A 14464-nucleotide genomic window follows, 5' to 3' on the forward strand; every position below is an offset into this window, starting at 1 on the left:
TACTGCGAACTGGTCCACCGGTATGGTCCAGTCACATGACGGAATCGTGGTCCAGTTCCGGCTTCGACGTCCACCTCGGGTGGCAGCCTTCGACGGGCCGGAACGGGCTGGCCGCGGCGATCCGCCAGGCCATCCGGGAGGGCCGGTGGCAGGCGGGCGCGGCGGTGCCCTCGACCCGGTCGCTGGCCCACGACCTGGGCGTCGCCCGGGGCACGATCACGCGCGTGTACGCCGATCTCGCCGCCGAGGGCTACCTGCGCACCGCCCAAGGCGCGCCGACCCGGGTGGCGACGGCGGGATCGCTGCCCCAGTCCGCGCCACGGCAGGCACCGCGCGACCCGGCGCCGCGCTGGGACCTGCGGCCGGGCCGCCCGGACCTGACGGCGTTCCCCCGGCAGGCGTGGATCACCGCCACCCGCCGGGCCCTGCTGCGGACCCCGGCGTCGGCGTTCGGCTACGAGTCGGAGCTGGGCGCGCCGGAGCTGCGGGACACCCTCGCCGGCTACCTGGCCCGCGCCCGCGGGGTCGTCGCCGACCCGGCTCGGATCGTGGTGTGCCACGGGTACTCGCACGCCATCGCGGTGGTGTCCCGGGCCCTGTCCGGCCTGGGCGTCGGCGAACTGGCGTTCGAGGACCCCTCGTCGGGTTTGTACCGGGCCATCGCGGCGGCGCAGGGCCTGCGGTTGGTCGGCGTGCCGGTCGACGAGCACGGCCTCGACGTGTCCGCTTTGGACAGTCCGGCGGTGGTCGTCACCCCGGCGCACCAGTACCCCACCGGCGTCACGCTGGCCCCGCCCCGCCGGGCGGCACTGGCCCGGTCCGGCGCCATCGTCCTGGAGGACGACTACGACGGCGAGTTCCGCTTCGATCGCCAGCAGGTGGGCGCGCTGCAGGCCCTCGCACCGGAGCGCGTGGTGTACGCCGGCACGGCCAGCAAGACGCTCGCCCCGGCCCTCCGGCTGGCGTGGCTGGTCCTGCCGCGGTCACTGGTGGAGCCGGTCCGCGCGGCGATGGCCGACAGCGGCTCCCGCCCGGCGTTGCTGAACCAGCTGGCGCTGGCCGAGCTGATCGACTCCGGCGCCTACGACCGGCACGTCCGCCGCAGCCGCGCGGAATACCGCTCCCGGCGCGCCCGGCTGCTGGCCGCCCTGCCGGATTCGGTGCGGCCACACGGCATCGCGGCGGGCCTGCACCTGCTGCTGATGCTCCCACCGGACGGCCCGTCCGAGGCCACGGCCCTGGCGGCCTGCCGCCGCCGCGCGATCGGCATCGAAGGCCTCGCCGGCCACTGGATGACCCCCCACGGCCCCGGCGGCTTGATCGTCGGTTACGCGGCAACGCCGAAACACGCGTTCGCCGGCGCCACCCGGACCCTGGTGGAGGCCCTCACCGAAATCACCCCTGAGTCCCGCCCCCAATCACGCAAGTCCCGCCCCCAATCACGCAAGTCCCGCCCCCAATCACGCGAGTCCCGCCCCCAATCACGCGAGTCCCGCCAAGCAAGCAAGATGCCGCGGGCCGCCCACCGGAGCGGCCCGCGACCACCGTCAGAACCAGAGCCCGGCCGGGCTCAGAACCAGCAGCCCGGCCGGACGCGGAGCAGCTCCGTCCGCAGCGCCGGCGTACCGTCGACCGGCGCCGGGTCGTCCGCGGTCGGCTGGATCCCGCCGGCGGCCACCTTGTCCAGCGTCTTCAGCCCTTCGGCACCGACCGTGCCGAACACCGTGTAGTTGGGCCGGAGCGCGGAATCGCCGTACACGACGAAGAACTGCGAGCCGTTCGTGTCCGGCCCCGCGTTGGCCATCGCGAGCAAGCCGCGCGCGTAGACCTTGCGCGCCCCGGTCGGGTCGGTCGGCGCCGGCGGCAGGTCCACCGGCAGCTCGTCCTTGTACTTGTAGCCGGGGCCGCCCTCGCCGGTCGCGGTCGGGTCGCCGCACTGCAGGACCTTCAACGTCGGGTACGCGGTCAGCCGGTGGCACACCGTGTGGTCGTAGAACCGGTGCAGAGCCAGGTGCAGGAAGCTCTGCACGGTGCACGGCGCCTTCGCGCGGTCGAGCCGCAGCGGCAGCGCGCCCTGGCTGGTCGGGATCGCGACGTCGACCTTGCCGTGGCTCGGGGTGTGCCGCGGGTCGGGTGGCAGCGGCACCGGCCGCGCGGGCGGTTCGTCCGGGGTTTCGGTGTACTGGCACGGCCCGTGGGTCGTCTTCGGTGGCGGAGCGTCGGCCGCCGCGGCGACGCCGCTGCCGGCGACGAACAACGCTCCCGCCGCCAGCGCGGTGACGAGTGTCTTCTTCATCCTGCACGCCCTCCCAGTGATCGCCCGGTTCCGGAGCGCCCCGCAGTCTAGGGCCCGGCACCGACAGCCAGAACCCGCGAAAGTAGCCCCCGTCAGCCCATCGGGTGAACGTCGCGGCCGGGACCCCGGAAATTGTCGGACCCCCGGAGCACGATGTCGAGCACGCGGCAAACCCGCCGCAAGCACCGGGAGGGCATCATGGCATTTCGGCGAGGACCCGTTGTGGTGGCACGGTTTCTGCTCGCGCGGCTCGTGTCGGCGGTCAGGACCGCGCTAACCCCGCAGGTCCGCGATCAGTTCGTCGGCGGCGGCGAAGGGATCGAGCTCCCGCGCCACGACCCGCTCGGCGACCCCGGCGAGCCGTCCCCCGCCGCGCAGGTCCACCAGCTCGGCCCGCAGCCGGCGGAGCGCGATGGCTTCGACCTCGTCGCGGGCCCGGGCCACCCGGCGCCGGGTCAGCTCGCCGTGCTCCACGAGCCAGCCGTGGTGCGCGGCCAGCGCCCGCACGACCTCGTCGACGCCCTCGCCCTTCGCCGCGACGGTCCGCACGATCGGCTGGCGCCAGCTCGGCCCCCGGATCTCCCGGCGGGCCAAGGAGATCATCTGCTTGAGGTCGTGCACCGTGGCCTCGGCGCCCTCGCGGTCGGCCTTGTTCACGACGAAGACGTCGGCGATCTCCAGCACGCCGGCCTTCGCGGCCTGGATGCCGTCGCCCATGCCCGGCGCGAGCAGCACCACCGTGGTGTCGGCCAGTTTCACGACGTCCACTTCGGACTGACCGACGCCGACGGTCTCGATCAGCACGACGTCGAAGCCTGCGGCGTCGAGCACGCGCACCGCCTGCGGAGTCGCCCACGAGAGCCCGCCGAGGTGCCCGCGCGTGGCCATCGAGCGGATGAACACGCCCGGGTCGGTGGCGTGCTCGGTCATCCGGATCCGGTCGCCGAGCAGCGCCCCGCCCGAAAACGGCGAAGACGGGTCGATCGCGAGCACCCCGACCCGCTTGCCCTCCGCGCGCAACGCGGTGAGCAGCGCCGACGTCGAAGTCGACTTGCCGACACCGGGTGGTCCGGTGAGCCCGACGACCCGGGCCCGCCCGGTGTGCGGGGTCAGCGCCCGCGCGATCTCGGCGACGCGGGGGTGGGCGTCCTCGACGAGCGACAGCAGCCGCGCGACGGCACGGGGCTGTCCGTCCCGCGCGCGGCCGACGAGGTCGTCGAGGTCGAGTGGGGCGGCCACTTACGCGGACGGCACCCGCAGCAGCAGGGCGTCGCCCTGGCCACCGCCACCGCACAAGGCGGCCGCGCCGAGCCCGCCGCCGCGGCGGCGCAGCTCGTGGATCAGGTGCACCGCGAGCCGGGCGCCGGACGCGCCGATCGGGTGGCCGAGGGCGATCGCACCGCCGTTGACGTTGACCTTCTCCGGGTCGAGGCCGAGCTTCTCGGTGGAGATGAGCCCGACCGCGGCGAAGGCCTCGTTGATCTCGACGAGGTCGAGCGCGTCGGCGGTCAGGTTCGCCTTCGCCAGCGCGGCGAGGATGGCGTTCGACGGCTGCTCGTGCAGGCTCGCGTCGGGCCCGGCGACGACACCGTGCGCGCCGATCTCGGCGAGCGGCGTGATGCCGAGCTCCTCGGCCTTCGCGCGGCTCGCCACGACGACCGCGGCGGCACCGTCGGAGATCTGCGAGGCCGACCCCGCGGTGATGGTGCCGTCGGAGGCGAAGGCGGGGCGCAGCTTGGCGAGGCCTTCGGCGGTGGTGTCGGCGCGGACGCCCTCGTCGGTGTCGAAGACGACCGGGTCGCCCTTGCGCTGCGGGATGGAGACCGGCGCGATCTCGTCGGCGAAGTAGCCGTTCTTGATCGCCTCGGCGGCGCGCTGGTGGGAGCGGGCGGAGAACGCGTCCTGCTGCTCGCGGGTGAGGCCGTAGCGGGCGTTGTGCTTCTCCGTCGAGGCGCCCATGGCGACCTGGTCGAAGGCGCAGAAGAGCCCGTCGTAGGCCATGTGGTCGACGAGGGTTGTGTCGCCGTACTTGAAGCCGGAGCGCGACTTGGGCAGCAGGTGCGGCGCCTGGGTCATCGACTCCTGGCCGCCGGCGACGACGAGGTCGAACTCGCCGGCGCGGATGAGCTGGTCGGCGAGCGCGATGGCGTCGAGGCCGGAGAGGCAGACCTTGTTGATCGTCAGGGCGGGCACGCTCATCGGGATGCCCGCGGCGACCGCGGCCTGGCGGGCCGGGATCTGGCCGGCGCCGGCGGTCAGCACCTGGCCCATGATCGTGTACTGCACCGCGTCCGGGGAGACCCCGGCGCGTTCGAGGGCCGCCTTGATCGCGACCCCGCCCAGCTGCGCCCCCGTGAAGTCCTTGAGGGAGCCCAGCAGGCGCCCGATCGGCGTACGGGCGGCACCCAGGATCACGGAACCGGACACGGCGTCCTCCAAGCATCGGCGCATGGGCAGTTTCGCCGACCATACCCGGGAGCAGGTCTTCTTGATGGAGCCAGTGTGAGGCGAGGCACGCGACGATTCCGGCTCGACGCGGTGCCGCGGCCCCCTATTCTGCCTCCATGAATGACGCCCTGCGGCCGTTCGTGACGGCCATCGACCACGTCGGCATCGCGGTCCCGGACCTGGACGCGGCCATCGAGTTCCACCGCGCGCACTTCGGCTTGGAGGTCGCGCACGAGGAGGTGAACGAGGAGCAGGGGGTGCGGGAGGCGATGCTGCGCGCGCCCGGCACGGCGGGCACGGAAACGCAGATCCAGCTGCTGGCGCCGTTGCGCGAAGATTCGGCGATCGGCAAGTTCCTCGGCAAGAGCGGCCCGGGACTGCAGCAGCTGGCGTACCGGGTGTCCGATGTGGACGCCGCGGCGGCGGCGCTGCGCGAAAAGGGCCTGCGGATGCTGTACGAGCAGGCGAAGCGCGGTACGTCGAACAGCCGGGTCAACTTCGTCCACCCGAAGGATGCGGGCGGCGTCCTGGTGGAACTGGTGGAGCCGGCCAAGGACGGCACCGCGCACTGAACGGCGGCCCCGGCCGGCGCACCGGCTCCGGCGCGAGGCAGCCGCACGCTCAGGACAAGAGCCGGCGGCCCGGGCTGGAGTCGGTCGCCAGCCTGTGCCGCCCGGCGGCCAACCGGCCGTGCGGCCAGCCCGGCCGCCCACCCGCCCGCAACACCGTGGGCGCACCGGCCCAGCGGCTACGCGGGCGTTGCCTTGGCGGCGAGGGCGTCGGCGATGAAGGTCAGCTCGCCGTCGAACTCGGCGGGCAGGTCGTCTTCCGAATGGCGGGCCGTCGCGTGCCGGTGGCTGACCGCGCGGGCCAGGAGGCCCGATGCGCGGTCCACGTCGGCCGCCGGCAGGCCGCCGGCCGTTGCCGCGAGGATCACCGCGCGGACCTGGCGCACCAGGACCTGGAAGCGGTCGTGGAGGGCGTCGCGGACCACGTGGTGGGTGTCGGCCTCGCGCCACAGCAGGTGGGAAAGGCCGAGGGACCGGCTGAAGCGGTGGTCCAGTTCGTGGACCAGCCGCCGCAGGCTGCCGGCGAGGTCGCCGGGGACGACGACCACGGCCGGCTCGATGCGTTCGTCCGGCAGCCGGGCGACGAGCGCGGTGAGCAGGTCGGACTTGTGGCGGAAGTAGTAGTGCACCAGCCCCTTCGGGACCCCGGCGCGCTCGGCGATGCGCGATGTCGGGGTGGCGTCGAAGCCGGACTCGGCGAAGAGCGCCTCGGCGGCGCAGAGGATGCGCTCCTTCGCCGAATCCTCGGTCATTCCCGTGCCTCCTGCGTGGTCAGTGCTGGCCTGCCGTGCGGTGCGCGGCGTTCGCGACCGGCATCGCTGCCGCGCCGGCGACGACCGTCAGCACCCCGGCGATCCAGGACGTCCAGGAAGCGCCGTTGAACTCGGTGTATCCCATCACCCACGGCGCGATGAAGAGCAGCACGCCGAGCGCGATCTGGATGCCTTCGCCGTAGACCATGCCCGGCATCGCGAGCGAGACCAGGCCGTCGAGTGCGATCAGAGCGCCCAGGACGACCATCGTCCACATCGCGGTCGAGTCCGCGCTCAACCAAAGGGGTGAAAGAGCGGCGACCACCCCGATGACGACCTCGGCCCAGTCGTGCGGCCGGGTCCAGGCGCGCGTAGAGACTTCACTCATTCGTGCTCACCTCCGTTTGGCGAAACTGCTGTTCGGGTGGGTGTCCCCGCTGCCGATGATCCGCTTGACTGGCCAGCCGGTCAAGATCGGTGGGTCACAGTTCTAGGTGTAATGGTGCTGTCCGTCTCGTACAGTTGTGGGCGCGTGTTACCGGCGAGTAATTTCTGCCGCCAACGCCGTTGACCCCCATTTCCGCGGAGGAACCGATGACGCAGCTCGGCGAGATCCAGCAAGCCATCCTGACCGGCGAGTCCGCCGCGGTCGGGTCCTTGCCCGTGCCCGAGAGCTACCGCGGGGTGACCGTGCACGCCGACGAGGTCGACATGTTCGAGGGCCTCGAGAGCCGGGACAAGGACCCCCGCAAGTCACTGCACGTCGACGACGTTCCCGTGCCGGAGCTCGGGCCCGGCGAGGCGCTGGTCGCGGTGATGGCGAGCGCCATCAACTACAACACCGTGTGGACGTCGATCTTCGAACCGATCCCGACGTTCAAGTTCCTCAAGAAGTACGGGAAGCTCTCGCCGCTGGCGAAGCGGCACGACCTGCCCTACCACGTCGTCGGTTCCGACCTGTCCGGCGTCGTGCTGCGCACCGGTGCCGGCGTCCACAACTGGAAGCCGGGCGACGAGGTGGTCGCGCACTGCCTGAACGTCGAGCTCGAAAGCCCGGACGGGCACAACGACACGATGCTCGACACCGAGCAGCGGATCTGGGGCTTCGAGACCAACTTCGGCGGGCTCGCCGAGCTCGCGCTGGTCAAGGCCAACCAGCTGATGCCGAAGCCGGACCACCTGACCTGGGAAGAGGCGGCCTCGCCCGGCCTGGTCAACTCGACGGCCTACCGCCAGCTCGTCTCGCGCAACGGCGCGGACATGAAGCAGGGTGACGTCGTCCTGATCTGGGGCGCTTCGGGCGGCCTCGGCTCCTACGCGACGCAGTACGCGCTGAACGGCGGGGCCATCCCCGTGTGCGTCGTGTCCAGCCCCGAGAAGGCGGCGATCTGCCGGAAGCTCGGCGCCGAGCTGATCATCGACCGCAGCGCCGAGGGCTACCGGTTCTGGAAGGACGAGCACGAGCAGGACCCGAAGGAGTGGCAGCGCTTCGGCGCGAAGATCCGCGAGCTGACCGGCGGCGACGACCCGGACATCGTGTTCGAGCACCCGGGCCGGGAGACCTTCGGCGCGTCCGTCTACGCCGCGCGCAAGGGCGGGACGATCGTCACGTGCGCGTCGACTTCGGGGTACATGCACCAGTACGACAACCGCTACCTGTGGATGAACCTGAAGCGGATCATCGGCTCCCACTTCGCGAACTACCGCGAGTCGTGGGAGGCGAACCGGCTGATCGCGAAAGGTCTGATCCACCCGACGCTGTCGAAGACCTACGCGCTGGAGGAGACCGGGCAGGCGGCCCTGGACGTCCACCGCAACGCCCACCAGGGCAAGGTCGGCGTGCTCGCGCTCGCCCCGCAGGAAGGTCTCGGCGTGCGCGACGAAGAGAAGCGCGCGAAGCACATCGAGGGGATCAACGCGTTCCGCGGCGCCTGAAACCGCGTGCACGCAGGCGATCTGCGAACGGCGGATCGCCTGCGTGCGGCCAGGTTCTCTCGCCGCACGAGGCGGCTCGTTCGGCGCACCGCACGGGTGCTCACCCTTCCGTGATGCGGCTGCGGCTACGGTAGGGCCCATGAGCCTTGGCGATGAACGGGAGCTTGTGCCGCTGGGAGCCGGCTTCGACGTGGCGAAGCGCGGGTACAGCCGGGCGCAGGTCGACGAGCACCTCGAACGGCTGGACGCCGATCTGAAGATGCTCACCGCGGATCGGGACGCCGCCATCGCGCAGGCGGGCGACCTCGCCCGCCAGCTGGAGATCGCGCGCGGCGAAATCGCGGACCTGCGCGGGCAGGTCGACCGGCTGGCACAGCCGCCGACGAGCGTCGAAGGCCTGTCCGAGCGGCTCCAGCGGATGCTGCGCCTGGCGCAAGACGAGTCCGCCGACACCCGCGCCCGCGCCGAAGCCGAGGCCGGGCACATCCGGGCCAAGGCCGAGACGGACGCGAGCGCCATGCGGGCTCGCTACGAGCAGCTGCTCACCGAGCTCGACCTGCGCCGCAAGGAGATGGAGGCGGAGCACCGCAAGGTGCTCGAGGACGCCCGCGCGCAGGCCAAGGAGATCACCGACAAGGCCGACGCGGAGCGCAAGCGGCTCGACACCGAGTCCCAGGAGCGCCGCACCAAGGTCGAAGAAGACTTCGACATCGCGATGGCCTCGCGCCGCACCGAGGCGATGCGGGTGCTGGCCGAGCAGGAAGCGGCGAGCAAGGCCGAAGCCGCGCGGCGTGTCCAGGAGGCCACGCAGGACGCCGCCGACATCCGCGCGAAGGTCCTCGAAGAGGAGAAGGCGGCGAAGGCGGACATCGACCGCCGTCAGCGGGAGTCGGTCGCGGAGGCGAACAAGCGCCGTCAGGACTCGATCACCGAGGCCAACGCCCGGCTCGCGGAGGCCGCCGACGAGGCGCGGCGCCGCGTGACGACGGCGACCGAGGAGTCGAACCGGCGGATCACCCAGGCGAACGAGCGGGTCGACGCGCTGCGGAAGGTGCGCGGCGGGCTGGCCGAGCAGGTGCGCGCGGCGCGGGCGGTGCTGGCCGAGGCGCACACCGTCCTCGGCGACGAGGTGAAGGTGCCGGCCGACGTCAAGACCGACCGCGCCGCGGACAACGCCGACAACGGGGACAACACGGCCAAGGCCGGCGAATCGGACGCCGCGGCCGTGGACGAGACCGAGAAGACGGTCCGGGTCACCGACGTCGAGGAGACGATCCGGATCCGCGCCTCCGACGTGCCGAAGCCGAAGTCCGGGCCCCGGCCCGGGGCCAAGCCCGCCCCCAAGCTGACCCCCAAGGCCACGCCGAAGCCGGCTCCCCGGCCGAGCGGAGCGCGGAAAGCGACTGGCGAGTAACCTTCCACCCGACACGGGCTCGGACGGGTCTGCACGGTCGTCGACGACCGGCTATCGTCCCTGCTCACGCGGGATCACCTGGAGGTTTTGCGCATGGGTGCGGCATATCGGACCGTGGTGGTGGGCACGGACGGCTCGGAGTCCTCGTTCGCGGCGGTGGACCGCGCGGCGGCGGTGGCCGGCGACGCGGGCGCCACGCTCGTCATCGCGTGCGCCTTCTACCCGGCGAGCCAGTCCGACGTCGACAAGGCCCAGGACATCCTCGGCGAGGAGGCGTACCAGGTCGTCGGCTCGGCGCCGGCCGAAGACACCCTGCAGTCGGCGCGGGACCGGGCCACGCGCGCGGGCGCGGAGAAGATCGACACGGTCGCGGTGAAGGGTGACCCGGTCGACTCGCTGCGCAAGGTGGTGCGCGAGCGCGAAGCCGACCTGCTGGTGGTCGGCAACCGGGGGCTGAACACGATCGCCGGCCGGATCCTGGGCTCGGTGCCGTCGGAGGTGGCCCGCAAGTCCGGCGTGGACGTGCTGATCGTCCACACGACCTGAGCCGTGACCGATTCGAGCGAGGAACTTCAGCAGCGGCTCGAACGCGTCCTGCTCGGCGGCAGGCGGAAGTACACCCGGCTCGAAGTGGCGGAGAAGGCCGGCGTGCCCGACGAGCGGTCACGCCGGCTCTGGCGCGCACTGGGATTCGCGACCGTCCGCGACGACGAGGTCGTCTTCACCGACGCGGACGTCGAGGCGATGCGGACCGCCGACCAGCTGGTCCAGTCGGGACTGATCGAGCAGGGCATCGAGGTGTCGGTGACGCGCGCGCTCGGCCAGCACCTGTCACGGCTGGCCGAGTGGCAGGTCGACATGCTGTGGGAGCTGATCAAGGAACAGCCGGAACTGGGCGGCAGCGAGCGGCAGGTGACCCGCCTGGTCGACCGCTTGCTGCCCGAACTCGAGCGGGTGCAGAACTTCGTCTGGCGACGGCACCTGGCGGCGTACGCGGGCCGGGCGTTCGCGGCGGCGGGCGACAACGTCGAGGCCCGCACGGAAGTGGTCGGGTTCGTCGACATGGTCGGCTACACGCGGCTGACGCGCCAGATCGGCGAGGAAGAGCTGAGCCGCGTGCTCGATGCGTTCGAGAGCGTGGCGACCGAGGTGATCGCCGAGCACCACGGCCGGGTGGTGAAGATGATCGGCGACGAGGTCCTGTTCGTGGCGGACTCGCCGGTCGACGCGGCGGAGATCGCCCTGACGCTGACCGAGCGCACGTCGGCGGACGAAACCCTGCCCGCGGTCCGCGCGGGCATGGCCTCGGGCCGCATCCTCGCGCGTTTCGGCGACGTGTACGGCTCGGTGGTCAACCTGGCGGCCCGCCTGACGTCGGTGGCCCGCCCCGGGACGATCCTGGTCGACCGCGAACTGGCCGCGGAACTGGCGGACGAGAAGGCGTACGAGCTGCGTGCCCGCAGGCCGGTGACGGTCCGGGGGTACAACCGCCTGCGGCCGGCCGCGCTGCGCCGGGCCCCGGCGGCACCGACGGGGATGTTCGCGAGTTCGCAGGAGCTGGCGGCGGAGATGCTGGGACTCAGGGAACCGGCCGTGCGCGAGCCGGCCGGGAAGGAACCCGAGGACGCCGGAGAGCCGGCGCCCTCGGAACGCCCGCGCCGTCGCCGACGGGGACGCCTCCTCTGAGCGGCCGGCACCGATCCCCCGCTCGGTAGACTGCCCCCTTTCGCGGGACGAGGCTGGGAGGCGTGCGTGGCGGGACACTCCGGTCCCGGTGAGCCGGAAGCCGGACCGCAGCCGTCCGGGGTGTTCATCTCGTACGCCCGGGAACCGGACGACCCGTCGCACGAGGAGTCCGTGCTCCGGCTCTGGGAGCTGCTGCGGTCCTGTGGCGTCGACGCGCGGCTCGATGTGGGTGAGGCGCCGCAGCGCCGGGACTGGGCGTTGTGGCGGGCCCAGCAGATCCGGGAAGCCGCCTACGTGCTGGTGATCGCGTCCCCCGCGTACCGCCGGCACGCCGAGGGCCGCGGTGACGCGAGTGAGGAGCGCAGCGTCCGATGGGAAGCCCGGCTGATCCGCGACGCCTTCTTCGCCGACCAGCACGCGCTGAACCGGGTCGTTCCCGTTGTGCTGCCCGGCCGGAGTGAACTCGACGTGCCGGACTTCCTGGGACCGGAGGCGTATCCGGTTTCGGACTTCACCGTCGAAGGTGCGGAGCGGCTCCTGCGGCTGCTCACGAACCAGCCCGCGATCCTCGAGCCGCCGCTGGGACCGAAGCCGGAACTGAAGTCGCGGCCGGCTCCGCCGTCCACTCCGGCGCGGCGACCGGCCACCGGAATCCGGAACGAGATCACCGGCACTGTCTCCGGATCGGTGGTCCAGGTCGGGAGCGTCGGGTCGATGACGGTTCCGGGCCCGTCCGCCGCACCCCGCATCGGCGTCGGCGAAGGTGCTGATCCACGAACGAAACGGGCTTTCGAAGTTGCCTTCCGACGGGCCGGAGGCCGGCTGGGCGAGGCGACCGATCGTGCCTTTCCAGAGGGACCTGGCTGGGTCCAGCACTTCACCGGCGACGCCGTGCTCTGCGCCGTCGCCGGCCGGCAGGCCGTGGCGGTCGCCGGTGCGGTGTGGGACGACCTCGCGGCCCTGCCGGGTTTCCCGGACGGTCCGGGGTTCCCAGCCACGGACCACCTCGATGCCACGGCCCGCGTAGTCGACCTGGACGGCGGGACGTGGAAAGCGGGTGTCCTGCCCCGCGATCCCGAACCACGGTGGCAGCCCAAACCGCGGCTGAGCATGGAGGCGCGGCAAGCCTTCCGGCTGCCGGTGGCCGGGCCCGCGGACCTGACCGTGCGAGCCATCGCCACCCTGCCGTGGCAACTGGACGAAGACCTCGAGATCACCCGGCAGACCCGCGAGCAGCTCGAATCGGCCCTCCCCCAGGCCGAGATCAGCGCGCAGATACCGTTGCTGTTCCGCTGGTGGGACGGACCGATCCCGCCACCCCCGTGGGTGCGGGCGAGTGGACCGGACGTCCGCCAGACGGGACGGGACGCTCGGTACGACCAGTCGGCCGGCGAGAGCATGCGCGCGGTCGCGCGCGTCATGCTGCCGAACAGCCTGACGTCGGCGATCACGGTTTCCGTCGAGTTCCAGGCGAATCTGCGGATCACGGCGAGCGAAGTCGTCGAGTTGTGGACGGCGGCGTGGGACACCGCGGCCGTCGTGGTCCCCGGGGCGCTGGTGGCCGAGCCCGGGAACGCCGTGCTGCTGGCCCCGCCGACGGTGGAACTGCAGGTCAAGGCCGACGTTCCGGAGGCGGTCGACCTGTCGGTGTTCGGCAAACCGGAGGGCCGGCCGAATCCCCAGGGCGCAGTGACCGTGGTCGCCCCGATCGGCCTGGACCGCAACGAACGGCGGGCCTGGGCCACGAAAGCCCTGACCCGCCTGGCTCGCGACTGGGGCTTCGTGGACGCTGAGGAAACCGATCTCGGCTGACCTCAGGCGTCGAAGTCGACCGTGAGCGTCTCCGACACCGGGTACGACTGGCACGTCAGCACGAATCCCGCTTCGACCTCGGCCTTCTCCAGCGCGAAGTTGCGCCGCAGGTCGACCTTGCCCTCCGTCACGCGGGCCCGGCACGTCCCGCACACCCCGCCCTTGCACGCGAACGGCAGGTCCGGGCGGAACTTCTGGGCCCCGTCGAGCACCGACGAGGACCGGGGCAACGTCATGGTCGTGGCCCGGCTGTCCAGGACCACGGACACCTCCGACGACTCCCCCGCCACCGCCGGATCGAGATGCTCCACCGGGGCCGGGGGCGTGTCCACGTAGAACAGCTCCTGGTGCACCCGCGATCCGGGCACGCCCAGCGAGGCCAGCAGCTCCTGCGCGCCCGTCACCATCTCGAACGGGCCGCACAGCCACCAGTGGTCCACGGAGGACACCGGCACCAGCGAAGAGAGCAGCGTGCGCAGCTTCGGGACGTCCAAGCGGCCGGTGAACAGCTCCGCCTCGCGCGGCTCGCGCGAGAGCACGTGGATCAGCTCCAGCCGCGAGGGCGCCCGGTCCTTCAGGTCCGCCAGCTCGTCCGCGAACATCACCGTGTCGGTGCGGCGGTTGCCGTACAGCACCGTCACCGTCGCGTCCGGGGTGTCCAGCAGCGACGCCACGATCGACAGCACCGGCGTGATGCCCGAGCCCGCCGCGATCAGGACGTGGTGGCCGCCCGCGGACAGGTCCGGGGTGAACGAGCCCGTCGGCGGGGCCACCTCGATGGTGTCGCCGGGCCGGACCTCGCTGACCAGCCACGACGAGAAGAACCCGTCCGGCACCAACCGCACGCCGACCCGGGGAGGGGAACCGGCCGGCGCGCAGATCGAATACGACCGGCGCTCGTCGCGCCCGTCGATCGACCGCCGCAGCGTCAGTGACTGGCCCGGCTTGAAGGCGTACTCCGAAGCCAGCGACGCGGGCACGTCGAAGGTCACCGCGACGGCGTCGTCGCACAGCCGCTCGACGCCCGCCACCGTCAGCTCGTGAAACCGCGCCACTTCAGATCTCCTTGACGTGCTCGAACGGCTCCAGACACGCGCGGCAGCGCCGCAGCGCCTTGCACGCCGTCGCGCCGAAACGGGACTGCTCCTCGGTGTCCGCGGAACCGCAGTGCGGGCAGCGCACCCGCGACACCGGCGCCGACAGCGTCAGCGGGATCGGTCCCGGCGACCGCTGCGGCGCCGCGCCCGGGGGCGCGATCCCGGCCGAGGCCAGCTTGTGCCGTCCCGCGGCCGAAATCCAGTCCGACGTCCACGCCGGCGACAGCTGCGTCCGGATCTCGACGTCGTCGAAACCCGCCGCGAGCAGCGCGTGCTCCAGGTCGTCGCGCATGGTGTCCATCGCCGGGCAGCCGGTGTACGTCGGCGTGATCGCGACGACCACCCGGCCGTCGGACTCGGCCACCGAGCGCAGCACGCCCAGGTCCGCCAGCGTCAGCATCGGCAGCTCGGGGTCGGTGACCGTGGCGGCCACCGCGGCCGCGGTCACCACTTTT

The 14464-nt window shown here is 72.3% G+C and carries 13 protein-coding genes and 1 pseudogene; 7 read left to right on the forward strand and 7 right to left on the reverse strand.

Annotated elements, in window-relative coordinates; translation table 11 throughout:
* Positions 1-35: 35 nt before the first annotated feature.
* A pseudogene (locus tag AB0F15_RS14610) lies at positions 36-1400 on the forward strand (PLP-dependent aminotransferase family protein); the annotation flags it as partial.
* A 170-nt stretch (positions 1401-1570) separates the two neighbouring features.
* Here AB0F15_RS14610 and AB0F15_RS14615 read toward each other — a convergent pair.
* From AB0F15_RS14615 to AB0F15_RS14625, 3 genes are all read right to left on the reverse strand, one after another.
* The gene (locus AB0F15_RS14615; protein ID WP_360270046.1) at positions 1571-2296 is read right to left on the reverse strand and encodes a peptidylprolyl isomerase; all 726 of its coding nucleotides are present in this window, start codon (positions 2294-2296) and stop codon (positions 1571-1573) included.
* 273 nt (positions 2297-2569) lie between these two features.
* Entirely contained in the window at positions 2570-3535 is a 966-nt protein-coding gene (gene meaB / locus AB0F15_RS14620; protein ID WP_360270048.1) for a methylmalonyl Co-A mutase-associated GTPase MeaB, read from the reverse strand.
* On the reverse strand, positions 3536-4723 hold the full coding sequence (locus AB0F15_RS14625; protein WP_360270050.1) for an acetyl-CoA C-acetyltransferase: 1188 nt from the start codon (positions 4721-4723) through the stop codon (positions 3536-3538).
* Positions 4724-4860: 137 nt separating this feature from the next.
* On the opposite strand from AB0F15_RS14625, the gene mce reads away from it, so the two are divergent.
* A complete protein-coding gene (mce, locus tag AB0F15_RS14630; protein WP_360270051.1) occupies positions 4861-5316 on the forward strand; it encodes a methylmalonyl-CoA epimerase in 456 nt (151 codons plus the stop codon).
* A 176-nt stretch (positions 5317-5492) separates the two neighbouring features.
* Here mce and AB0F15_RS14635 read toward each other — a convergent pair whose 3' ends face one another.
* Both AB0F15_RS14635 and AB0F15_RS14640 read right to left on the reverse strand, forming a co-directional pair.
* Positions 5493-6065 carry a TetR/AcrR family transcriptional regulator gene (locus AB0F15_RS14635; RefSeq protein ID WP_360270053.1) on the reverse strand — a complete coding sequence of 191 codons (573 nt, stop codon included), beginning with the start codon at positions 6063-6065 and terminating at the stop codon, positions 5493-5495.
* A gap of 19 nt (positions 6066-6084) precedes the next feature.
* Positions 6085-6453 (reverse strand): SPW repeat protein, encoded by a 369-nt coding sequence (locus AB0F15_RS14640; RefSeq protein WP_360270054.1) that lies wholly within the window; start codon positions 6451-6453, stop codon positions 6085-6087.
* Between the two features lie 206 nt (positions 6454-6659).
* Between AB0F15_RS14640 and ccrA the strand changes: the two genes are divergently transcribed.
* The 5 genes from ccrA to AB0F15_RS14665 all read left to right on the forward strand — a co-directional run bounded on the left by ccrA (position 6660) and on the right by AB0F15_RS14665 (position 12912).
* Positions 6660-8000: a crotonyl-CoA carboxylase/reductase gene (gene ccrA / locus AB0F15_RS14645; RefSeq protein ID WP_360270056.1), complete on the forward strand. Its 1341-nt coding sequence runs from the start codon at positions 6660-6662 to the stop codon at positions 7998-8000.
* Positions 8001-8166: 166 nt separating this feature from the next.
* The gene (locus AB0F15_RS14650) at positions 8167-9414 is read left to right on the forward strand and encodes a chromosome segregation protein (protein WP_360270264.1); all 1248 of its coding nucleotides are present in this window, start codon (positions 8167-8169) and stop codon (positions 9412-9414) included.
* 93 nt (positions 9415-9507) lie between these two features.
* Positions 9508-9960 (forward strand): universal stress protein, encoded by a 453-nt coding sequence (locus AB0F15_RS14655; RefSeq protein ID WP_360270058.1) that lies wholly within the window; start codon positions 9508-9510, stop codon positions 9958-9960.
* 3 nt (positions 9961-9963) lie between these two features.
* Positions 9964-11100, forward strand: a complete 1137-nt coding sequence (locus tag AB0F15_RS14660; RefSeq protein WP_360270059.1) for an adenylate/guanylate cyclase domain-containing protein — start codon at positions 9964-9966, stop codon at positions 11098-11100.
* 66 nt (positions 11101-11166) lie between these two features.
* Positions 11167-12912 carry a toll/interleukin-1 receptor domain-containing protein gene (locus AB0F15_RS14665; protein ID WP_360270061.1) on the forward strand — a complete coding sequence of 582 codons (1746 nt, stop codon included), beginning with the start codon at positions 11167-11169 and terminating at the stop codon, positions 12910-12912.
* A 2-nt stretch (positions 12913-12914) separates the two neighbouring features.
* Here the strand turns inward: AB0F15_RS14665 and paaE are convergent, their stop codons facing one another.
* Both paaE and paaD read right to left on the reverse strand, forming a co-directional pair.
* Positions 12915-13967, reverse strand: a complete 1053-nt coding sequence (paaE, locus tag AB0F15_RS14670) for a 1,2-phenylacetyl-CoA epoxidase subunit PaaE (protein ID WP_360270063.1) — start codon at positions 13965-13967, stop codon at positions 12915-12917.
* A gap of 1 nt (position 13968) precedes the next feature.
* On the reverse strand, positions 13969-14460 hold the full coding sequence (paaD, locus tag AB0F15_RS14675; protein WP_360270265.1) for a 1,2-phenylacetyl-CoA epoxidase subunit PaaD: 492 nt from the start codon (positions 14458-14460) through the stop codon (positions 13969-13971).
* Between the last annotated feature and the right edge of the window lie 4 nt (positions 14461-14464).

It is taken from the genome of Amycolatopsis sp. NPDC026612 (assembly GCF_040638285.1).
In the GTDB taxonomy this organism is placed as follows: Bacteria; Actinomycetota; Actinomycetes; order Mycobacteriales; family Pseudonocardiaceae; genus Amycolatopsis.